The 20,601-nt window shown below is 67.8% G+C and carries 20 protein-coding genes; 2 read left to right on the top strand and 18 right to left on the bottom strand.

Going from position 1 to position 20,601, the window contains the following annotated elements:
• Positions 1 to 54: 54 nt before the first annotated feature.
• From gcvP to QF206_RS11690, 17 genes are all read right to left on the bottom strand, one after another.
• Entirely contained in the window at positions 55 to 2,970 is a 2,916-nt protein-coding gene (gene gcvP / locus QF206_RS11770; RefSeq protein WP_281489474.1) for an aminomethyl-transferring glycine dehydrogenase, read from the bottom strand.
• 4 nt (positions 2,971 to 2,974) lie between these two features.
• Positions 2,975 to 3,358 (bottom strand): glycine cleavage system protein GcvH, encoded by a 384-nt coding sequence (gcvH, locus tag QF206_RS11765; protein ID WP_281489434.1) that lies wholly within the window; start codon positions 3,356 to 3,358, stop codon positions 2,975 to 2,977.
• The gene (gene gcvT, locus QF206_RS11760) at positions 3,355 to 4,467 is read right to left on the bottom strand and encodes a glycine cleavage system aminomethyltransferase GcvT (protein ID WP_281489433.1); all 1,113 of its coding nucleotides are present in this window, start codon (positions 4,465 to 4,467) and stop codon (positions 3,355 to 3,357) included. The genes gcvH and gcvT overlap by 4 nt, the downstream gene beginning before the upstream one ends.
• Positions 4,468 to 4,609: 142 nt before the next feature.
• The gene (locus tag QF206_RS11755; protein ID WP_281489432.1) at positions 4,610 to 5,437 is read right to left on the bottom strand and encodes a nitrilase-related carbon-nitrogen hydrolase; all 828 of its coding nucleotides are present in this window, start codon (positions 5,435 to 5,437) and stop codon (positions 4,610 to 4,612) included.
• A gap of 14 nt (positions 5,438 to 5,451) precedes the next feature.
• A complete protein-coding gene (locus QF206_RS11750; RefSeq protein WP_281489431.1) occupies positions 5,452 to 6,843 on the bottom strand; it encodes an aminotransferase class III-fold pyridoxal phosphate-dependent enzyme in 1,392 nt (463 codons plus the stop codon).
• Positions 6,840 to 7,409 carry an amino acid synthesis family protein gene (locus QF206_RS11745; RefSeq protein ID WP_281489430.1) on the bottom strand — a complete coding sequence of 190 codons (570 nt, stop codon included), beginning with the start codon at positions 7,407 to 7,409 and terminating at the stop codon, positions 6,840 to 6,842. Before QF206_RS11745 ends, QF206_RS11750 begins: the two co-directional genes overlap by 4 nt.
• Positions 7,410 to 7,423: 14 nt before the next feature.
• On the bottom strand, positions 7,424 to 8,257 hold the full coding sequence (locus QF206_RS11740; protein WP_281489429.1) for a nitrilase family protein: 834 nt from the start codon (positions 8,255 to 8,257) through the stop codon (positions 7,424 to 7,426).
• Positions 8,258 to 8,333: 76 nt separating this feature from the next.
• Entirely contained in the window at positions 8,334 to 9,476 is a 1,143-nt protein-coding gene (locus tag QF206_RS11735; protein WP_281489428.1) for an ABC transporter substrate-binding protein, read from the bottom strand.
• A 134-nt stretch (positions 9,477 to 9,610) separates the two neighbouring features.
• On the bottom strand, positions 9,611 to 10,423 hold the full coding sequence (locus tag QF206_RS11730) for an ABC transporter permease (RefSeq protein WP_281489427.1): 813 nt from the start codon (positions 10,421 to 10,423) through the stop codon (positions 9,611 to 9,613).
• Positions 10,423 to 11,235, bottom strand: coding sequence for an ABC transporter ATP-binding protein (locus QF206_RS11725; RefSeq protein WP_281489426.1), 813 nt, complete (start codon positions 11,233 to 11,235; stop codon positions 10,423 to 10,425). Before QF206_RS11725 ends, QF206_RS11730 begins: the two co-directional genes overlap by 1 nt.
• Entirely contained in the window at positions 11,235 to 12,179 is a 945-nt protein-coding gene (locus QF206_RS11720; RefSeq protein WP_281489425.1) for an ABC transporter permease, read from the bottom strand. The genes QF206_RS11725 and QF206_RS11720 overlap by 1 nt, the downstream gene beginning before the upstream one ends.
• Positions 12,180 to 12,456: 277 nt before the next feature.
• Positions 12,457 to 13,254: an IclR family transcriptional regulator gene (locus QF206_RS11715; protein ID WP_281489424.1), complete on the bottom strand. Its 798-nt coding sequence runs from the start codon at positions 13,252 to 13,254 to the stop codon at positions 12,457 to 12,459.
• 26 nt (positions 13,255 to 13,280) lie between these two features.
• Complete coding sequence (locus QF206_RS11710; protein ID WP_281489423.1) at positions 13,281 to 14,282, bottom strand: LLM class flavin-dependent oxidoreductase; 1,002 nt, start codon at positions 14,280 to 14,282, stop codon at positions 13,281 to 13,283.
• 101 nt (positions 14,283 to 14,383) lie between these two features.
• Positions 14,384 to 15,844 carry a dihydropyrimidinase gene (hydA, locus tag QF206_RS11705; RefSeq protein ID WP_281489422.1) on the bottom strand — a complete coding sequence of 487 codons (1,461 nt, stop codon included), beginning with the start codon at positions 15,842 to 15,844 and terminating at the stop codon, positions 14,384 to 14,386.
• Positions 15,845 to 16,122: 278 nt separating this feature from the next.
• On the bottom strand, positions 16,123 to 16,623 hold the full coding sequence (locus tag QF206_RS11700) for a hypothetical protein (protein ID WP_281489421.1): 501 nt from the start codon (positions 16,621 to 16,623) through the stop codon (positions 16,123 to 16,125).
• Between the two features lie 68 nt (positions 16,624 to 16,691).
• Positions 16,692 to 17,702, bottom strand: coding sequence for a hypothetical protein (locus tag QF206_RS11695; protein ID WP_281489420.1), 1,011 nt, complete (start codon positions 17,700 to 17,702; stop codon positions 16,692 to 16,694).
• Positions 17,703 to 17,863: 161 nt separating this feature from the next.
• Positions 17,864 to 18,421, bottom strand: coding sequence for an Hsp20/alpha crystallin family protein (locus tag QF206_RS11690; RefSeq protein WP_281489419.1), 558 nt, complete (start codon positions 18,419 to 18,421; stop codon positions 17,864 to 17,866).
• Positions 18,422 to 18,618: 197 nt separating this feature from the next.
• Here QF206_RS11690 and QF206_RS11685 point away from each other — a divergent pair, with 197 nt between their 5' ends.
• Together QF206_RS11685 and QF206_RS11680 are read left to right on the top strand one after the other, a co-directional pair.
• Positions 18,619 to 19,014 (top strand): VOC family protein, encoded by a 396-nt coding sequence (locus QF206_RS11685; RefSeq protein ID WP_281489418.1) that lies wholly within the window; start codon positions 18,619 to 18,621, stop codon positions 19,012 to 19,014.
• A complete protein-coding gene (locus QF206_RS11680; protein WP_281489417.1) occupies positions 19,011 to 19,766 on the top strand; it encodes an alpha/beta hydrolase family protein in 756 nt (251 codons plus the stop codon). The genes QF206_RS11685 and QF206_RS11680 overlap by 4 nt, the downstream gene beginning before the upstream one ends.
• Before the next feature lie 47 nt (positions 19,767 to 19,813).
• Here QF206_RS11680 and QF206_RS11675 read toward each other — a convergent pair whose 3' ends face one another.
• Positions 19,814 to 20,590, bottom strand: a complete 777-nt coding sequence (locus QF206_RS11675) for an SDR family NAD(P)-dependent oxidoreductase (protein ID WP_281489416.1) — start codon at positions 20,588 to 20,590, stop codon at positions 19,814 to 19,816.
• Positions 20,591 to 20,601 lie beyond the last annotated feature (11 nt).

Below are 20,601 nucleotides of genomic sequence, written 5' to 3'. Positions count from 1 at the left end.
GCATCGCCGTTTCAGGCGTCTGCGAGTCCTTCCCTGACTGCGGGAGCGAACGCCTCAGGCGAACGCTTCTGGCGGCGGACAGGCGCACTGGAGGTTGCGGTCGCCCCACGCCTGGTCGACCCGACGCACCGGGGGCCAGTACTTCGACTGCACAGCGTTCGCTCGCACTCCCCCGCTGCGGTCGAACTGGGCCGGGTACGCGGCCTCTTCGCGCGAGTACGGGTGCCGCCAGTCTTCGCGGAGCAGAGCGGATGCCGTGTGGGGCGCGTTCACCAGCGGGTTGTCGTCGCGCGGCCACTCCCCCGAACCCACGCGCTCAGCCTCCCGCTTGATGCGGAGCATCGCGTCGATGAAGCGGTCGAGCTCCGCGAGGTCTTCGCTTTCGGTCGGCTCGACCATGAGCGTTCCGGCGACCGGGAACGACATGGTCGGAGCGTGGAAGCCGTAGTCGATCAGCCGCTTCGCCACATCGTCGTTGGTGATGCCCGTCGCCGCCCGCAGCGGCCGAAGGTCGAGGATGCACTCGTGCGCGACGAGGCCGTGCTCGCCGGTGTAGAGGATCGGATACTCATGGCGCAGTCGCGAGGCGATGTAGTTCGCTGCGAGCACGGCTGCGCCGGTCGCCCGGGCGAGGCCCTCGGTGCCCATCAATCGCACATACGCCCAGCTGATCGGCAGTATCGAAGGGCTCCCGTAGGGGGCGGCCGACACGGGCCCCGCTCCGTGCCGGAACGCGCCGACCGTTCCGGTGCGCATGTCGAAGGCCGGATGCTGTGCGCTCTGCGCCAGAGGGTGCCCCGGCAAGAAGGGCGCAAGGTGCGCCTTCGCAGCGACCGGGCCCACTCCAGGGCCCCCACCCCCGTGCGGGATGCAGAACGTCTTGTGCAGGTTGAGGTGCGAGACATCGCCGCCGAAGTCGCCGAAGCGCGCATGGCCGAGCAGCGCGTTGAGGTTCGCCCCGTCGACGTACACCTGCCCGCCCGCTTCGTGCACGGCATCCGCGATCTCCCTGATGTCGTGCTCGTACACCCCGTGCGTGGAGGGGTAGGTCACCATGAGCACTGCGAGGCGCTCGCCATGCTCGGCGATCTTCGCCCGCACGTCGGCGAGGTCGACGTTGCCGAGCTCATCGCACGCGACGACCACCACGCGCATGCCGGCCAGCACCGCTGAGGCGGCGTTGGTGCCGTGGGCGCTCGACGGGATGAGGCACACGTCGCGCTGCTCATCGCCGTGCGAGCGGTGGTAGCCCCGGATCGCGAGCAACCCGGCCAGCTCGCCCTGACTGCCGGCATTGGGCTGCAGCGACACGGTGTCGTAGCCGGTCAGCATCGCAAGCCATTGCTCGAGGTGGCTGGTGAGGATGAGCGAGCCTTCGACGTCGGCGACAGGCGCGAACGGGTGCAGGCCGGCGAACTCGGGCCAGCTGATCGCTGCCATCTCGGTGGCGGCGTTGAGCTTCATGGTGCAGGAGCCGAGCGGAATCATGCCCCGGTCGAGCGCGTAGTCCTTATCGGCAAGCCGCTTGAGATAGCGCATGAGCGCGGTCTCGCTCCGATGCGATGAGAAGACGGGATGCGTGAGGTACTCGCTCGTGCGGCGCAGACCCTCGGGGATCGCGCTGTCGAGCGCGATGGCCCAGCCTTCGTCGAGGTCGAACACCTCGGCGAGCGCCGCCTCGACATCGCTGCCTGGCAACCGTTCGAGGGTGTGTTCGTCGAAGCTCATGCCGACCGTGTCGTCGTCGACCTCGAGCAGCAGCAGGTCTCGCTCCAACGCTGCCGCCGTGATCGCGCGGGCACGGCCGGGCACTCGGACGCGCAGCGTGTCGAAGAACGCGTCGTGCACCACCTCGTGCCCGGCCTTTGCGAGCCTCGCGGCGATCCCTGTCGCCTGCCGATGCACCGCCTCGGCGATGCCTCGCAGGCCGTCAGGACCGTGATACACCGCGTATGACGATGCCATGACGGCGAGCAGCACTTGCGAGGTGCAGATGTTCGAGGTGGCCTTCTCGCGTCGGATGTGCTGCTCGCGCACCTGCAGGCTGAGTCGATAGGCGGGGTCGCCGTCGGCGTCGCGCGATACGCCGACCAGGCGGCCGGGCAGCTGACGCTCGAGCCCGGCTCGCACGGCCATGTAGCCGGCGTGCGGACCGCCGAACCCCATCGGCACGCCGAAGCGCTGCGTCGTGCCGACGGCGACGTCGGCACCGAGCTCTCCCGGCGATGTGAGCATCGTCAGCGCGAGCAGGTCGGCCGCAACGACCGCGAGCCCGCCTCGGGACTGCACGTTCGCGATGATGTCGGCGGGGTTCCACACTCGCCCGGATGCGCCGGGGTATTGCACGAACACTCCGAACGCCTCGGGCAGGTCGTCGGCGTCGGTCGCGGCGAGGTCGAGTTCGACCAGCCGGATGCCGACCGGCGCTGCCCTCGTCTTCAGCACGGCCCTCGTCTGCGGCAGCGCGTCGGCATCCACCACGAAGACATCGCTCGCCGTCTTCGAGGCACGGCGCGCGAGCAGCATGCCCTCGGCGACTGCGGTGGCCTCATCGAGCATGGAGGCGTTCGCGATCGCGAGGCCCGTGAGGTCGGCGACCATGGTCTGGAAGTTCAGCAGCGCCTCGAGGCGGCCCTGGGAGATCTCGGGCTGGTAGGGCGTGTAGGCGGTGTACCAGGAGGGGTTCTCGAGCACGTTGCGCTGGATCACGGCAGGGGTGACAGTGCCGTAGTAGCCGAGGCCGATGAGCGAGCGTCGCACGGTGTTGTGCTCGGCGAGCAGCCGCAGCTCGGCGAGCACCTCGCTCTCGGTGCCCGCTGGGATGTGCGACCGGGACGGTGCGCTTCGAATCGAAGCAGGCACCGCCGCGTCCATGAGCGCCTGCACCGAGTCATAGCCGACGGCGTGCAGCATCCGGCGTTCGGCGTCGGGGTCGATGCCGATGTGACGGTCTTCGAAGGGCACCGCCATGCGTTCAGCCGCCCAATTGCGCGAGGTACTGGTCTCGGTCAAGCAGCCCGGAGCCTTCGAGCGAGGCAGGATCGTCCACTCGCAATCTGAAGAGCCACGCCTCGAACGCGTCGCCGTTGATGCTCTCAGGCGCGTCGACGACGTCATCATGACGGGCGACGACCTCGCCCGCGGCCGGGGCGTACACCTCGCCCACCGACTTCGTCGACTCGACCTCGGCGACGACCGCCCCGCGCTCGACGCGTGCGCCGATCTCGGGAAGCTCGACGAAGACGACATCGCCCAGTTGCTCGGCGGCGTAGTCAGTGATGCCGATCGTCACCTCGTCGCCCTCGATGCGGAGCCACTCGTGCTGAGCGGTGTAGCGCAGGTCATCGGGGTTGCTCATGCTGCGGCCTTTCTGAGGTAGAACGGGAGCTCGCACACGGAGGCTGCGGCGAGCGAGGAGCGAATGCCGACTTCAAGGTTCGTGCCTGTCACCGCGAACCGCGGGTCGACATAGGCGAGCGCGATCGCCATGCCGAGCGTCGGCGAGAGCATTCCGGAGGTGACTTCTCCGATCTCGCGGTCGCCGTGGCGCACCGGGGAACCGGCACGGGCGGCCCGCCGCCCCTCGACGTGCAGCCCCACGAGCACGCGAGCGCCTTCCGGCGGCCCCTTGCGCACGGCCTCGTCGCCCACGAATCCCCCGGGCTTGTCGAGTGCGACGACTCGATCGAGCCCGGCCTGCTGCGGCAGCACCTCGCGAGTGAGCTCGTGCCCGTAAAGCGGCATCCCCGCCTCAAGGCGCAGGCTGTCGCGGGCCGCGAGACCGCAGCGCACCAGCCCGAGCGGTTCACCGGCATCCGTGATGGCCGTCCAGACTCTCTCGGCGTCTTCGGCCGGCATGTACAGTTCGAAGCCGTCTTCGCCCGTGTAGCCCGTGCGAGCCGCGAAGAGCTCGCCATCGCCGAACGGAATGGATGCCGCCCGGTACGAGCGCAGGTCGTCGAGCCGCGCCGCATCGAGCCCGGTCACGGCTCCGAGCACGGCGCGTGAAGCCGGCCCCTGCACGGCGATGAGGGCGGCGTCGTCGGACTCGTCGCGGACGACGACTTCGAAGTCTCGCGCGCGTTGGGACAGCTCGGCAGAGACGGTGCCGCGGTTTGACGCGTTCGCGACGATGAGAAAGTCATCAGCGGCCTGGGCATAGACGATGAGATCGTCGAGGATGCCGCCGTCAGGTGCGAGCAGCAGCGTGTACTTCGCTCTGCCGGGCTCGAGCTGCGAGATGCGGCCGGCGAGTGCGTGATCGAGCATGCGCCCGGCATCCGGACCGACCGCTCGCAGTTGGCCCATGTGAGAGAGGTCGAAGATGCCGGCCGTCTCGCGCACCGCCCGATGCTCGGCGAGCTCAGAGCCGAAACGGAGGGGCATGCTCCACCCGGCGAACTCGGTGAACTGCGCACCGGCGGCCTCGTGCAGCGCGTGCAGCGGGCTGCGAGACAGCTCGGACATAGCGGCTCCTGCTCCGTCCCGTCGATGGGACTCGCGCACAGCCTAGCGAGAGAGCGGGCGGATGCCGCAGAGTCGTGTCTGCGGCATCCGCCCGTCGATATGCACCGGCCTCTCCGTTGGTCGCGAAGCCGGCCGGCGCGGTTCAGCTCGCCGCGTCGAGCACGAGCGACGGGTACATGTCCGGTCGCCGATCGCGCAGGAAGGGACGAGTGCGGCGCGTGCGCGCCACCAGTTCGGGATCGATCTCGGCGATGGCGATGCCGGCGCCGTCGTCGATCTGGTCGAGCACTTCGCCGTTCGGCCCGTACACGGCACTGGTGCCGAAGTAGTCCTTCACGATCTCGAGCCCGGAGCGGTTCGCGCACACGACGTAGAACCCGTTCGCGACCGCTTGGGCGCGCAGTTCGAGCTGGAACACCTCTTTCATGGGTGCGCTCGCGCAGGCGACCGGGACGCTCAGCACGATGCCGCCGTCGAGGGCGACCGCGCGACCGAGCTCTGGGAAGTGGCGCTCGTAGCAGATGATGGTGCCCACCCGTCCGACCGTGGTGTCGACCGCCGACGGGGCTTCATCACCAGGGCGGAAGTAGTACTTCTCCGGGAAGCCGTTCGAGAACGGCAGGTGCGACTTGCGGTACACCTGCTTGAGCTCGCCCTTGACATACGTGGCGGCCGTGTTTCCGTACACGCCTGGCGTCGAGCGGCCCTCGAAGATCGAGGAGACGATCGTGATGCCGAGTTCCTCCGAGACCCGGCGCACCATCGAGTTCGAGGGGCCGTCCTCGAGGCCTTCCGCGTAGACGAAGTACTCGGGGTCGGGCTCGGGCTGCACGAAGGGCACAGCGAAGAGTTCCGGCAGCACCACGAGGCTCGCGCCTTGGCCGGCGGCCTCGCGGATCAGTTCCTCAGCGAGGTCGATGGCCTCCTCACGGGTATGGCCGACGGTCAGTTGTACGGCTGCGGCTTTCACAGCATTCCTTTCACTCACTGCGATGCGGGACCGTGCACTCGCGCGTTCGCCGCACCGATGACATCATCGAGAATCTCGAGAGCGAAGTCGATCTCGTCTTCGGTGATGATCAGGGGCGGGGTCAACCGCAGCACATTGTTGTTCGCACTCAGATAGAGGCCCTTCTCCCAGGCCTCGGCGACCATGCGCTGCATCGGCGCCGCGGCCGCTCCGGCAGCGCCGAACGGCACGAGAGGTTCGCGGGTCGCGCGGTCGGTGACGAACTCGACACCGTAGAAGAGACCCTTGCCTCTGACATCGCCCATGATCTGGTAGCGCTCGGCGAGCTTGCGGAGACCCGCGTCGAGGCGGGCGCCCTGCGTGCGCACGTTCTCGAGGATGTGCTCGTCCTGCATGATCTTGAGCGACTCGAGCGCGCTCGCGCAGGCGAGCGGGTGACCGGCGTAGGTCTGGCCGCCCCAGAACTTGTTCTGGTTGAGCCACTGACGGGCGCGATCGCCGACGGTCATCGCGCCGAGCGGCACGTATCCCGAGTTGAGGCCCTTGGCGCTCGTCACTATGTCGGGAACGATGCCCCAGTGGTTGAACGCGAACCATTCGCCGGTGCGACCGTAGCCGGCCATGACCTCGTCGGTGATCAGGAAGATGCCGTACTTGTCGGCGACCTCACGCACGGACTGCAGGTAGCCGTCGGGCGGCACGATGAGGCCGTTGGTGCCGGTCACGGTCTCGACGATGATCGCCGCGATCGTGTTCGGGTCCTCGTACTGCAGCACCTCTTCGAGGTGTGGCGCTCCCTGGCACACCGGGCAGTTCTCGGGCTCCTGGCCAGAGGGCGTGCGGTAGGTGTACGGGTCGTGGAACCGCACGACACCGGGCACGCCGGGCCCGTTGTGGTGGTGCCTCGGGTCGCCGGTGAGGCTGAGCGCCCCGGCCGTCGCACCGTGGTACGAGCGATACCGCGCCATGACCTTCGGGCGCCCGGTGACGTGCTGCGCGAGGCGCACCGCGTTCTCGTTCGCCTCGGCGCCGCCTGTGGTGAAGAAGCTCATGCTCAGGTCGCCGGGGGCGATCTCGGCGATCAACTCGCCCAACTCGGCGCGCACCTGAACGGCGAACCCGGGGCCCATGTAGGCCATCTCACGAACCTGGCGCACGATCGCCTCGACCAGGCGGGGGTGCTGGTGGCCGAGGTTCATGTTCACGAGCTGCGACTGGAAGTCGAGGTACTTCTTGCCGTCCGTGTCCCAGAACCAGCTGCCCTCGCCGCGAGCGATGGCGGCCTGAGCGGGCTTGCCCTGCTGCGACCACGAGCGGATGACGTAGCGCATATCCGATTCGATGATGCGCTCGGTGCCCCACGTGCTGTTGCTGGAAGCGGTGGCCGGCTCGCCGATGAGGGTCATGCCGAGACCTCTGCGACCTCGGCGCCGAACGTTGCGAGGCGCGCCAGCGGGCGGCCGGCGTTGCTCGCGACGCAGGCGACGACGATCTCGCGCGGACGGGGCGCGTCGGGGATCACGATGGTGATCGTCTGGTGGTGCGAACGGGTCTTCGCGTCGAGCTTGTGCTTCAGCGGGACATCGATGGCGCTCCCGGTCGGGCCGACCTTCTCGGCGGCCGGCAGCAGTTCAGTGCCTTCGGCTGCGTTGCGGAACTCGTTGCCGAAGCGGAGGTTGTGGATGAGCGCCGAGCCGTGCTCGACCTCACCGTCAAGACCCACGAGCGCCGCCTTGCCGAATGCCTCTACGGGCTCGCCGAGCAGTTCGACGACGGGGGGTCCGAGCAGCGCACCGATCTCCTGACCGATCTCGTCGGCCGTGGTCACGAGGTCTTGCACGTACCCCTCCGGGTACGGGTTCTCGATGACGGCGGCCACCCACGCCACGACGTGCGTCGAGGTGAGGTCCTGGCCCATCTCCCGCACAGTCTCTTCCCTATGCCGCACGATCTTGCGCACTGTGATGCTCACTGCACTGCTCCTTACTAGCCTTGCGCGTATGCCTCGGGGCGACGATCGCCGAGAGGACGGTTGAAGATGTTGTCGCGGCGCTCCTGGCGCGACCCGATCGGGTCGATCTCCGCAAAGATGATCGCCTCGTGCGCCGGTGCGGGCCCGGCGAGCAGCCAGCCGTCGTGTCCCGCGATGACGCTCTCGCCGATGAAGCGCTGGCCGCGCTCGACGCCGACCCTGCTCGCGGCGGCGACGTAGACCTGGTTCGAGTGGGCGCCGGCGATCGTCATCATGTTGGCGAGCGAGGGCATGTCCTGCTGGCCGGGGTTCGGCACCCAGTCGCTCGGCGCCAGCACGAGATCGGCGCCCTGCAGTGCGCAGCTTCGCATGCTCTCGGGGAACCAGGCGTCGTAGCAGATGATCATGCCGATTCGGCCGAGCGGGGTGTCGACGACTGGGAACCCGAGGTTGCCGGGGGTGAAAGCGTTGTTCTCGGTGTTCCAGAGGTGCACCTTGCGGTAGACCGATTCGACGCCGTCGGGGCTGATGAGCACGGCGCTGTTGTAGACCGTGTCGTCGGCCAGCTCCCCGAAGCCGCCGCAGACCCAGATGTCGCGCTCGCGCGCAGCGGCCTTCCATGCGGCGATGGTCGGCCCGTCGACGACGCTCTCGGCGGCCGCGAGCGACTCGTCCATGCCGGTGAAGGCCCAGCCGCCCGTCGCGCACTCGGGGAGCACCACGAGCTTCGCACCGCCATCGGCGGCCTCGTGAATCGCTGCGACCGTCATTTCGCGATTGGCGTCCAGGTCGCCGATCACAGGGTCGGTCTGGGCACACGCGATGGTGAACGCGGTGCTCGTTGTCATGTCTCTCTCCGATTCGCAGGGGGTGGCTGGGGCGGGTGCCCGCCGGCCGCGTGACCGGCGGGCACCCGAGGGCGGCTTACTTGCCGCCCTCGTTGAGCTCGACCTTGGCGGGCTTCCAGTTCTCACCGGTCACGTCGAGGCCCTTGTCGTTGAGGATCTCGAGCGCGGCCTCACTGAGGTCGGTGCGGTAGGCGTCGGCATCCGGTGCCGAGTTCAGCACCTCGCCGGCCATGGCGATCTCGATGGTCTTGTCCCACTCGGCCGCGTCGAGGTGCCCGATTCCCTCTGGGCTCGGCCAGATGAGCGCGTTGACCTCGTTCATCATCCAGGCCTGGTGGCTCTTGCCAAGGGCGGATCCCTTCGACACGACCAGGTCGACACAGGCATCGGCGTTGTCGCGGCAGTAGATCCAGCCCTCGTAGCTCGCCGCGAGGAACCGCGTGGCGATGTCTTCGTTGCCGTCTTCGCCGAGCCACTCGCCACGGGCGTAGATGCCGTCTTCGAGGCTCTGGAAGCCCAGGTCCTGAAGGTTGAGCACGCTGAAGTCCTCAGGCTGGTAGAGCTCGCCGGTGGCCGGGTTGACCGTCTCGAGCAGCTGCGCGAACTCGTTGTAGGTCTTCGCCTGCACGCTGTCGGCCTCGCGGTTCAGCAGCATGGCCATGTCGAACGGCTGCTGCACGATGTTGAGGTCGGTCGTGGGCTCGACTCCGGATGCGCGAAGCGCCGAGAACAGGGTGAGGTCGTTGCCGCCGCCCCAGCTGCCCATCGTGGTGCCCTTGAGGTCTTCGAGGCTCTCGATGCCCGAGTCGGCCCAGGCGACCTGCAGGTACGCGCCGCGCTGGAAGACCTGGCCGATGTTCACGACGTCGGCGCCCTCCTGACGGGAAGCCATGCTCTTGGTGACGTGGCTCACCGCGAACTGCGCATTGCCCGAGGCCAGCACCTGCTGGGGAACGACGTTGGTGCCGCCCTCCTGCACCGTCACGTCGAGGCACTGGTCGGCGTAGAAGCCCTGATCCTGCGCCGCGAAATAGCCGGCGAACTGGGCCTGGGTCACCCACTGCAGTACAACGGTGACCTTGTCGGTCTGCTCACAGTCTTCGTTGACCGGTGCAGCCGAGTTGTTGCTGTCCATGCCGCTGCAGGCGGCCAGTGATGCGAAGAGCGCCGTACCGACAGCGAGTGCCGCGGCGCGCTTCGCAAGAGTGGTGAATCGCATTGGTTCTCCTGGGTTGATTGGTGGGGTGAAGGGTATTGCGGGGTGAAGGGACTTGCGGGTGAAGGGACTTGCGGGTGAAGGGACTTGCGGGTGAAGGGACTTGCGGCGGGTTCGTCGTGCGACGGATGCCGGTGCTATCGGCTGGCGGGCGTGAAGCGCCAGGGCGCCACGAGCCGTTCGATGAGCATGACGGCCCCGTAGACGACGAGCCCGAGCAGGCTTGCGGCGGCGACCGCGGCCCACGTGAGGGGGAACTGCGACAGCGCGGCGCTGTTGGCGATCAGCACGCCCAGTGCGTTCGCCGTGCCGCCGAAGTACTCGGCGACGATGATGCCGATCACCGAGAGCGTCGCGCCCACGCGCATGCCATCGAAGAGCGACGGCACCGCGCCGGGAATGCGGACCCACACCATGAGCTGGAACCGGCTCGCGGAGAGCGATTCCATGAGCTCTCGGTGCAGCGGGTGCACCGAGAGCAGGCCCTTGGTGGTGGCGACCATGACGGGGAAGAACACCATGATGGCGGCCACCGCGATCTTCGACATCAGGCTCGTCGCGCCGAACCAGGCGTTGAAGATCGGGGCGAGCGCGACCACGGGCGCGCAGCTGAGGATCGCGACGAGCACGAGCACTGTGTTCGCGAACTTCTCGAACAGCGCGACGATGAAGGCCGCGATGACCCCTGTCGCCGCGCCGAGCAGGGCGCCACCGATGACGGCGATCGTGGTGATCTGCGCTGCGGATGCGATCGTGGAGAAGCTCTTCCCGAACTCCGCGACGATCGCGCTGGGAGCGGGCAGCAGGTACGGCTGGATGTTGAACAAGTGCACGGCCAGCTCCCACGCGATCAGGATGACCGCGCCCACGAGCACCGCCGGGTACACCGCCCGAACGACGTTGCCGCGGATGCTGAGCCGCACGGGTGCGGCGACGCTGAGCTGAGTCATCAGCCCACCTGCACCGGTTCGAGCACGGAGTGCAGCGCTGTGCGAACCCGGGACTCCGCGTGGTAGAACTCCTCAGTCATGCGGGTCTCGTCGGTGCGCGGGTAGGGCAAGTCGATCGGGATGCGGTCGGCGATGCGTCCCGGACGCGGCGACATGACGACGACCTCGGTCGAGAGGAACACCGCCTCCGACACGCTGTGCGTGACGAACACGATGGTCGTTCCCGTGCTGCGCCAGATGCGGAGCAGCTCGCGCTGCAGGTACTCGCGGTTCATCTCGTCGAGCGCGCCCAGCGGCTCATCCATGAGGAGCAGCTTCGGCTGGAACGCGAGCGCACGCGCGATCGCGACGCGCTGCTGCATGCCGCCCGAGAGCTGACGGGGCCGGTGGTTCTCGAAACCGGTGAGTCGCACGAGCTCGAGCATCTCCTCGGCGCGAGCGCGGCGCTCGTTGCGCGGCACGCCCTGCACCTGCAGGGGCAACTCGATGTTGCGACGGATGGTGCGCCAGTCCATGAGTCCGGGCGCCTGGAAGGCCATGCCGTACTCGCGGGCCTTTCGCGCGGCTTCCGCGCTTCGCCCGTTGACCTCGACGACGCCCTCGGTCGGCTTGACCAGGTCGCCGATGACGCGAAGCAGTGTGCTCTTTCCGCAGCCCGACGGTCCGAGCAGCGAGACGAACGCTCCTGGCGCGATGTCGAGATCGATGTCGTCCAGCGCGTGCACGAGCCCGCCGCCCGCGTCGAAGGTCTTCGTGACGTTCCGCAGGGAGATCGCGGGCCGGGCATCGGTGACCGGGGTGTTGATAGTCATCAGTTGGTCCTCTTCCTGAGCGCGATCGCCTCGACGATCGTGATCACCTGCACGAATACGACACCGGCGAGCGAGGCGATCAGCACCGCGGCGAATAGGTTTTCTGGGGCGTTGGAGTAGTAGTAGGCGGCCGTGAGGATCGCGCGGCCGATGCCGAGCCCGGTGCCTGCGGAGAGCTCACCGACGATTGCGCCGATCACCGACGCGGTCGCGGCGAGCCTCAACCCGGTGAAGAGGTTCGGGAGCGCCGTTGGGAACCGGACGAACAGCAGCGTGAACCACCGCGGAGCGTTGATCGACTGCATGAACTCGTCATGGATCGGGTCGATGGCGTTCAGTCCGGTGAGCATGTTCACGGTCACCGGGAAGAACGCGAGGTACGCGGCGATGACGGTGACGGCGATCCAGCTCGGCATCCCGGCGCTGCCCGCCCAGACCACGATGATCGGTGCGAGCGCCACGAGCGGGATGGTCTGGGAGATCACGAGCCAGGGCAGCACGCCGCGAGTGAGGAACTGCACCTCGCGCAGCGCGACCGCGAGCACCACGCCGATGAGGGCTCCGATGACGAGGCCATAGCCCGCTTCGCGGAGCGTCACGCTGGTCTGGTCGAGGTAGTACACCAGCAGCGACTGGGTGGTGCCCGCGTTCGCCGGCTGCATGAGCGCATCGAAGATGACCCAGATGTGCGGCATCGCGTAGTCCGACGACGACACGGGCAGCGGAATGCTCGTGAACGGGATCACGTCTCCCGTGAGCTGGCCCATCGCCTTGTAGCCCTCCCAGAGCGCCACTGCTCCGACGAGGATTCCGACGACGACCGCAGCGCTGCGGGCGACCTGTCTGCTCACACGGCGCGGCTGCCGCTGCTTCGCCTTCGCCGCGTTGGTGGCGACTGCGCGGGTCGGCGTCTCCGCGTATGCGAGTGATTCTCTCAACGCCACTGCAACCTCATCCTTCATTGGTGTTGGTTCACTCAGTAAAATAGCGGTTCATTGAGTGATACGTCTACGGCAGGCCGGAAATTTTTCGAACTTGTATTTCCGTCGCGTTCCAGCAGGTGCCGTCAGGCGTTCACCAAGGCGTCGTAGACCCTGGCGCGAAAGCCCGAGCAGCGGCTGTGGAGAGCGTGCGAAACGGCCGGACTCGGTCGAGCTCCCCACAGGCGTGCCGTGGCGCACGAACGCCGGGTGGTCCGCGGTACAGCGTGGCGGCTGACGATCAGCCGGCGAACACCGGATTCGTCATGCCGAGCGAGACGCCGCTTCCGGTCGACAACAGTCGTCCGAGGCGGTTCGCAGCATCCATCACCGATTCCGCGACCACCGGGAGCACATCCTCGGTGACCCGATAGCTCGGGCCGCTGATCCAGACCGCGTACGGCACTTGGTCGCCCACACGCACCGGCGCCGCCACAGCGGTCAATCCGTCTTCGAGCTCGTCGCGCGTATACGCGTATCCGCGGATCCGCACCTGCTCGAGTTCGGCGCGCACCTCGTCGAAGGAGTGGAAGCGGGTCGCGGGCGGTGTGCTCAGATCGGCTTCGATGGTCTCCTTGAGCGGCTCGGCGTCGTTCCACGCGAGCAGCGCTCGGCCGGTCGAGGTGCGCCAGGCGTTCAGCGTTCGCGGTACCGGGCGCGGCGCGTGACCGATGATGTGGGGACCGGGCACCTGCGCGAGCACCACGACCGAGGCGCCCGAGAGCCGGTCGAGCCCGGAGGTCTCGCGAGTCGCCTCCGTGAGCTCCCGCAGCACCTCTTTGGTGTACTCGAGCACAGAGCCGTCGGTGCGCAGCCCGTCGATCATGAAGGCCAGGTCGAGCGAGAGGCGCACACGTCGGGTCTCTGGGTCGGAGACCAGCCACCCCTCTCGCTCGAGCGCGGAGAGGATGCGGTGGCAGGTCGCCTTCGAGATGCCCGAGTCGCGCGAGAGATCCGAGAGACCGATGCCCTGCGCATTCGACGCGATGATGCGCACGATGTGCACGGTCTTCTGCACGAGACCGAGGTCGCCTGCCACGATGCTGCTCCTTTCCTTCGGCGAGACTACTTGAAGATGCGAGCCAAGCTCGCGATCGTGTCGAGCTTGCGCTCGCCGAGCGGGTTCAGCACGGGCACACGCACACCGGCGGCGTGGTACTCCTCGAGCTTCGCCGCGACCTGCGCGCTCGAACCCGCCGCGCTCACCCGGTGCACGGCTTCGTCGGGCAGCAGGACCATGGCGCGCTTGATGTCTTCGGGCGTCGCGGGCCAGCCCGCCACCTCTTGGATCCGCTGGACCAGCTCGGGGTCGACCCCCGCGTGCTCCGCGATGTGCGGCTGCTGCATGAGGTACATGGTGAGGAAGTTCTTGCACGCGTCGATGGCCTGGCGCGGGTCGTCGTCGTCGACCGCAACGGCGATGGTCTGCGTGATGTCGATGGCGTTCTTGCCGTCGGTGCGCTTCGCGAGACCCTTGCCGATCGCCTCATTGGCGAAGTCGACGTATGACACCGGCAGGAGGAAGTCGAGGTAGACGCCGTCCATGATCTCGCCGGCGAGCTCCAGCATCCGCGGTCCGACCGCCCCCGCGTAGATCGGGATGTCGACGGCGACGTTCTCGGCGTACATGCGGTCGAATCGCACGCCATCCATGTGCACGAATTCGCCGTCGAACGTGACTTCCTCGTTACGGAAGAACGACTGCAGCACCGTGATGTACTCGCGCATCGACGCGACGGGCTTGCGCAGCGGTTCACCGACCTTCGTCGCGAGCGGCTCCCACCACGCGCCGAGTCCGAGGATGATCCGGCCCGGCGCGATCTCGTCGAGCGTCTTGAACGTCACTGCCATGAGCGCTGCGTTGCGCGTCTTGTTGTTCACGACGCCCGAACCGATGCGCACATTCTTCGTGCGGTCGGCGAGCAGCGCCATGATGCCGATCGCATCGCGGGTGAGGCGGCCTTCGGCGACCCAGAGGGAGTCGAAACCGTACTCTTCGGCGATGTCGGCGGCCGCCCATGTCTCATCGAGGGTGAAGCGTTCGCCGAGGTGGATCCCGAGGGGCATGCGCATGAGTGGAGCGTCCTAACTTGTCGTGTGCGATGGTGCAGTGTTCGATGAAGCGGTTCGATGGAGCACTCATTGCGAGTGCGAGACTTGCGGGGGTTTCAGCCGGCGGCGTGCGCGGCTCGCCATCCGCTTGCGGCAGTGCCGAACCGCTGCCGCGGCAGATACTCCCCGCGGCCGGGGCGCGGCTCGACCGGCTCGCCATCACGAGCGATCAGCTCGCCCCGTGAGAAGACGAGTCTCGGCGAGCCGGAGACCGTCATCCCCTCATAGAGCGAGTAATCGGAGCGGCTGTGCAGCGTGTCGACGCCGAGGGTGCGTGACGCCTTGGGATCCCAGACCACGATGTCGGCATCCGCTCCGGGCGCGATCGAACCCTTGCGCGGTGCCAGGCCGAAGAGCTGTGCCGGGCGTGTGGCGGTGAGATCGACGAACTCGTGGATGGAGAGTCGACCGCTCATCACCCCCGTCTCGTACATGACCATGAGGCGTTCCTCGACGCCTGGCACGCCGTTCGGCACCGACGGGAAGTGGCCGCGCCCGACCGCCTTCTGCGGCGGCAGGCCCTCAGGCTGAGCGAGCGTGAACGCCGCGTGGTCGGTGCCGATCGTCGCGATCGTGCCCTGTTCGACGGCGCGCCAGAGCCGCTCCTGATTGGCGCGCTCGCGGATGGGAGGCGAGCAGATGTAGCCCGCCGCCCCGAAGCCGAGATCGCGGTAGTCCTCGTACCCCGTGACCAGGTACTGGGGGCAGGTCTCCGCCATGACCTCGACACCACGAGCCTGGTGCCTCGCGATCTCCTCTGCGGCATCCGACGCGGAGACGTGCACGATGAAGAGCGGGCTCTCAGCGTGCTCGGCGAGCATGATGGCGCGGTTGACCGCTTCCTGCTCGGCGGAGGCCGGGTGCCCGAACAGGTGATTGTGCTCTTCGAAGCGCTCGTCCTCGATGAGCGAGGCGATCGCATCGGCGACCATATGCCCGTTCTCGGCGTGCACCATCGGCAGCACACCGTGCTCGCGGGCGAGCCGGAACCCGCGGATGAGCACGTCGTCATCGACCATCGAGCCGGGATACGCCATGAAGAACTTCCAGCTGGTCGCACCTTCCTCGCGCGCGAGTCGCACCAGCTGGTCGAAGGAGTCGTCATCGCCGGCGCTCGCGGGCACGATCGGGTGGAACCCGAAATCGACGACACAGGATGCCGCCGCCGCTGCTCGGCGCTGTTGGAAGGCGTCGTACACCCCGACGCCCTGCGGGGGACGCACGAAGTCGACGATGGTGGTCGTGCCACCGCAGGCGGCGGCGATCGTGCCGCTCTCGAAGTCGTCGGCGGTGCGGGTCTTGCCGCTCGCGACCACGTACTCGAGGTGCGTGTGCGTGTCGACTCCGCCTGGGAGCAGGAGGCAGCCGTCGGCGTCGACGGTCTCGTCGGCATCGTCGACACCCCATTGGCCGGGTCGGCCGATCGCCTCGATGGTTCCGTCGACGATGAGCAGGTCGGCGAGATACCGTTCGTTGGAGGTGATCACTTCGCCTCCGCGCAGCAGCAGTCGCGTCATCCGTTGCTCCAATCCGCGTCGTTGCGTGGCTGGTCGACCAGCCGCGGCCGGCGACCCGCAGGGCCGGCATGGGGCGCTCCGGGAACCCCGCAACGACCGCTAGTTGTTTCACTGAGCGGATAGCTGGTTCACTGAGCGTACCAATACGATATTGCACACTGTCGCCCTGGTACAGCCGCAACGCGAGAAATCTTGGGCCGCGGCCGCCGTCGGGGCCGCGAGGTCTGGGAATCGACCGGGATCACCAGGGTCGACGGCGACGTGACTACTCTCGCGGGTCACCCGCCAGGTGTGAGCACAGGCGCAATGGCCGGGGCGCCTGTTCGGACCGTTGCCTGCCAACTCAGTCGCACCACGCGCGGTTCAGGGCCGAAGGCGCCAAGGCTCTCGGTCGAGGCATCGAGGTCGCCCTGCTGGAGGTGCGCGCTGCGCGCCGCGTGGCCGGCGAGCAGCGCTCGGCTCTCGTGGTGGCTGAGCAGCTCGGCCCGTGCTGCGCGCCGGTACTGGAAGCCCAGAGTGATGCGGCATCTCGGCTCAGCGGCGAGGTGCTCGCACCACCGGGAATCAGTTCCCGAGCCGACGACCACCAGAACGGAGCCCGGGGCGTCGGAACCGATCACTTCGAGCACGGTGCGATGAACAAGCTCGTCGTTCCGCATGCTCCGATGCTCGACCATCGCCAGACGCCCGCAGAAGAGGAATCCGAGACCCGCGCGGAAGAACGCCACGAACAGGCGCATGACCCTGCGGTTGCCGGGAAACCTCGCGATCGGCTTCATTCACTCTCCCCCGTGCTCTCAGCATCACACACGAGAACTCGCTCGGCACGGGGTCCCGCGCGGTCGGCTCATGTCGATGATGGCGCCTGTCTGGCATCGGGGCAGGCGAGGAAGGTGATCGAGCGCGGCGTGAAGGTCAGTGGACCCCGGCGAGTGGGCAGGCCAGTGAGCCTCGGCAGCGAGCCCTCGCTGCTCACGCTGAGCAACCGGCCGTTGAGGCGCAGAGCTCCTCCCTCGGAGGCATCCGCACGGAGCGTGTACCGCACGCAATCGATCGGCACTGCGAGCCGGCGTGTGATGGTCGGGCTGGTGTTGACGATGAGCGCGGCCACGCCTTCGGGTAGCCCGCGGAGCGCGTGGGCGTAGATGTGCAGGCGGTCGATGGTGTGCAAGCCCGAATCGAGCACAGCGGTGCCCATGAGCCTGCGCCAGAGGAGCGCCGCCCAATAGGCGGGACGAGGAGAGTGATCGCGCTCGTCGATGAGGCTGGCCTGCATCGGCGCGTCGTGGGTCGCGAGCGCGTGGTGCGCGGCGATGCTCACACCGCTTCGCGCGAGCGCTCCGAGGCGATCGACGTACGCGATCGGATCGAGCAGTTCTTCGGCGGATTCCAGCCCGGCATCGCCGATCGGCGGTGTCTGCATGGTCTCGAGGTCAGCGCCGATCGACTCGGCGAAATCGAGCACTGGAGGCTGCAGCTCCCGAGGCAGGACGGCATCGAACCCTTGCGGTGGCCTCGGCGGGAACTCATCGTGCCGGGGCACGTAGACGCGGGCGGCCGAGGGGCCGCTCACCTGCAGCACCATCGGCGAGAGCGCCCGCACGAGCGATCGGAACCGCCGATCCGCGAGTTCGTTCGCGATCCCGGCGCTCGCGGATGGCGGACGTCGGCTCGATGCGCGGGGAGGCCTCCGAGCACCCGTTCTGGATGCGGGCGCCGGGCGCGAGGCCGGGGCGCCCGGAGCGGATGCCGCGGCATCCGTTTCGGGCAGGGCGATGTCGAATGACTGGAATCGCTCGTCGATGGTCGTCACGAGGCTCATCGACCCCGGCGCGAGGATGCCGGTGCTGACTGTCATGTCGGACTTGCTCTCTGGGCCTGTTGACGAACAGGCTCTCGTGTTGGCAGGCGCGTTCACTACTCGGGCTGATCCTGCCTGGCGCTGGAACTGCGAGCGGACGCCGCTCTCGGGCTGCGGCATCCGCTCGGCTACTCAGGGGTCTGCTGCGGCATACGACTTCATGCGCCTCCCATGTTGGACTGCGGTTCGTCGGCGTCGCCCGGCGCACCGGCCGGCATGGACCCGGCGTTGGCACCGGACGATCCGCCAGTGCCTTGTCCGGCGTCCGTCGAGCCGCTCGACCCCGCTGACCCCCCTGTGGTGATGCTGATCTTGCGAGTCGTCGGCAGTTCTTTGAATGGCACGGTGACCTTCAGCACGCCGTTCTCGAAGTGCGCGTCAATCGACCCTTGATCGGCGCGTTCCGGAAGCATGATGCGGCGGTAGAAGCTGCTGCTGCTCTCCCGCACCATGTATTTCTTCGACTTGTCCTCCTCGTGCTCCCGCTTCTCGGCCTGGATCACCAGTGCACCCTCGTCGAGATCGATGTTGATGTCGTCGGGGCCGAAGTTCGGCAGGTGCGCTTCGACGACCAGGCGTCGATCGCCCTCCATATAGACGTCGGTCGTCGGAATATTGCTCCCCCGGACGGCGGTGAAGAAGTCATCGCCGAAGAACTGCCGCTGCAGCGCATCGAGCTCTGCGAACGGGTTGTACCTCACGATGTTGCGAGCCATGAGAACTCCTCCCAGAGAAAGCGCCCGGCTTCGGGACCGGACTCACCTGCAGGCTAGGTCCGCGCAGGCCGCCCGCAAGGGCCCCTGGCCGGATTCCCAGGCGATTCGCGCAACCAGAGGGATGCAGAGGGAGCCGTCCGTGGGAAGGATGTCGGTGAGAAGGATGTCTGTGAACCAGTGCGACGGAGGAGAGCAGCGTGAACCGACCGATTCACTTCGAGATCCATGCCGACGACGTGCAACGCGCGCGAGCGTTCTATGAAGCGGCGTTCGGGTGGACGTTCGAGGACTGGACCCCCGTCGCGGGCGTGCCATATCTCGGCGCGATCACCGGCGAGGAGGGCAGCCCGGGCATCAACGGTGCGATCTTGCAGCGCGGAGTTCCTGGTGCAGGCCCCGGCGCTGCCGTGAACGGCGCAGTCTTGACCATGGGCGTTGACGACTACGACTCGGCTGAGCGCCGGATCATGGACGCGGGCGGCGAAGTGGCGCTGCCGAAGCAGGCGATCACCGGCATGGCCTGGCAGGGGTACTACCTCGACACGGAAGGCAATGTGTTCGGCATCCATCAGCGCGACGAGACCGCCAAGTGACGGCACGAGCCGCCGAAGAGCCCGGCATCGACCTCCGAGCAGGGCGCGCCGCCGAGTCGCACCCCCGTGAAACGATCGGTGGGCGGGAGAGAACAGTCGTCGAGATCCCCACGGAGCATGGCCTCTCGCGCCTCACGATCGACAGTGCCCCGGAGCAACGAGCGGTGCTCTGGCTCGGTCACGGCGCGGGCGGCGGCATCGAAGCCCGCGACCTCGCCGCTCTCGCCAGTCGCCTTCCTCAGCGAGGTGTGACCGTGGCGCGGTACGAGCAGCCTTGGAGGGTGGCCGGGAAGCGCATCGCGTCGCGCCCAGCGGCGCTCGATGCCGCCTGGCTGCAGACATTGCCGGTGGTCTCCGAGCTCGCTGACGGGATGCCGCTGCTCTGCGGCGGGCGCAGCGCAGGGGCAAGAGTCGCCTGCCGGACTGCCGCGCAGACAGGCGCCGCCGGAGTGGTGTGCCTGGCGTTCCCCTTGCACCCGCCCGGAGCGCCGGAGAAGTCGCGCCTCAGCGAGCTGCTCGAGCCCGAGGTGCCGGTGCTCGTGCTGCAGGGCGGTCGCGACACGTTCGGCGGCGCGGAGCTCGTGGCTGCGGAGGTTCGCGGAGTCGAAGGCATCCGCGTCATCGAAGTTCCCGACGGCGACCACTCGTTCGCGACCCGCAAGTCGTCGGGGTGGAGCGCCGAGCGCGTGGAAGACCTCGTCACGGAGAGTGTGTTCGCATTCGCCGAGGGAGTGCTCGCGGCGCGCGACTGAGGGGGTGTTGCGGCGACCCTCGGACGGTCTCAGAGCAACATGGCGGGCTACTGCGCGGTGTAACCGCCGTCGATCGCGAGTTCGGCCCCGGTCACGAAGCTCGCGTCGCTGGATGCGAGGTACAGCACCCCTGCCGCGATCTCTGCCGGCGTCCCACGGCGACCCAGGGGATGCTTGCCGATGATCGCCGCCGAGTGCGCTTCGGCGCCCCCTGGGAACTTGGCCGCTGTCTCACGGCTCATGGGCGTGTCGATGGAACCGGGGAAGACGGCGTTCACTCGAATGCCGTGCGGTGCGTAGGCGACGGCGTCGGCCTTGCTCATCGCTCGGATCGCGCCCTTGCTCGCGTGGTAGAGCGCTTGCGCCGAGGTGCCGCCCACGACGCCGGCGATCGATGAGAAGTTGACGATGCTCCCCCGCCCGAGAGCCATCATCTGCGGCAGAGCATGCTTGGTGACGAGCCACGTGCCCTTGACGTTGACCTGGAACAGCAAGTCGAACTCCGCCTCGTCCAGCTCATGGGCCTGCTTGGCGGGGCCGACGATCCCCGCACAATTGACCAAGATGTCGACGGGACCGTGAGCGCTGCGGACCTGTTGGAAGAGGCGAGCGACTGCTGCTTCGTGGGTGATGTCGACGTTCTCGTAATGCGCCCCGGCGTGACGCCTGACCGGGGAATCGGCACGAGGTTCTGACAGGGCGTCCACCGACACCACCGTTGCGCCCGAGTCCGCGAACAGACCGACTATGGCGCTGCCGATGCCGCCTTCACCGCCGGTGACCACGGCCACCGAGCCTTTGAGCTTCTCGCCGCTGGGCGTCAAGCTTCCTCCGG

It is taken from the genome of Ruicaihuangia caeni (genome assembly GCF_029952955.1).
In the GTDB taxonomy this organism is placed as follows: domain Bacteria; phylum Actinomycetota; class Actinomycetes; order Actinomycetales; family Microbacteriaceae; genus Ruicaihuangia; species Ruicaihuangia caeni.
The sequence above is the reverse complement of the archived record's forward strand: the minus strand, read 5'-3'. Positions and strand labels throughout refer to the sequence as shown.

Bases quoted from the DNA above. Each gene is read 5' to 3' on its own strand.
- gcvP (WP_281489474.1), bottom strand. From the start codon at position 2,970: ATGGCGGTGCCCTTCGAAGACCGTCACATCGGCATCGACCCCGACGCC.
- gcvH (WP_281489434.1), bottom strand. From the start codon at position 3,358: ATGAGCAACCCCGATGACCTGCGCTACACCGCTCAGCACGAGTGGCTC.
- gcvT (WP_281489433.1), bottom strand. From the start codon at position 4,467: ATGTCCGAGCTGTCTCGCAGCCCGCTGCACGCGCTGCACGAGGCCGCC.
- QF206_RS11750 (WP_281489431.1), bottom strand. From the start codon at position 6,843: ATGACCCTCATCGGCGAGCCGGCCACCGCTTCCAGCAACAGCACGTGG.
- QF206_RS11740 (WP_281489429.1), bottom strand. From the start codon at position 8,257: ATGACAACGAGCACCGCGTTCACCATCGCGTGTGCCCAGACCGACCCT.
- QF206_RS11735 (WP_281489428.1), bottom strand. From the start codon at position 9,476: ATGCGATTCACCACTCTTGCGAAGCGCGCCGCGGCACTCGCTGTCGGT.
- QF206_RS11730 (WP_281489427.1), bottom strand. From the start codon at position 10,423: ATGACTCAGCTCAGCGTCGCCGCACCCGTGCGGCTCAGCATCCGCGGC.
- QF206_RS11725 (WP_281489426.1), bottom strand. From the start codon at position 11,235: ATGACTATCAACACCCCGGTCACCGATGCCCGGCCCGCGATCTCCCTG.
- QF206_RS11710 (WP_281489423.1), bottom strand. From the start codon at position 14,282: ATGCCCCTCGGGATCCACCTCGGCGAACGCTTCACCCTCGATGAGACA.
- hydA (WP_281489422.1), bottom strand. From the start codon at position 15,844: ATGACGCGACTGCTGCTGCGCGGAGGCGAAGTGATCACCTCCAACGAA.
- QF206_RS11700 (WP_281489421.1), bottom strand. From the start codon at position 16,623: ATGAAGCCGATCGCGAGGTTTCCCGGCAACCGCAGGGTCATGCGCCTG.
- QF206_RS11695 (WP_281489420.1), bottom strand. From the start codon at position 17,702: ATGACAGTCAGCACCGGCATCCTCGCGCCGGGGTCGATGAGCCTCGTG.
- QF206_RS11690 (WP_281489419.1), bottom strand. From the start codon at position 18,421: ATGGCTCGCAACATCGTGAGGTACAACCCGTTCGCAGAGCTCGATGCG.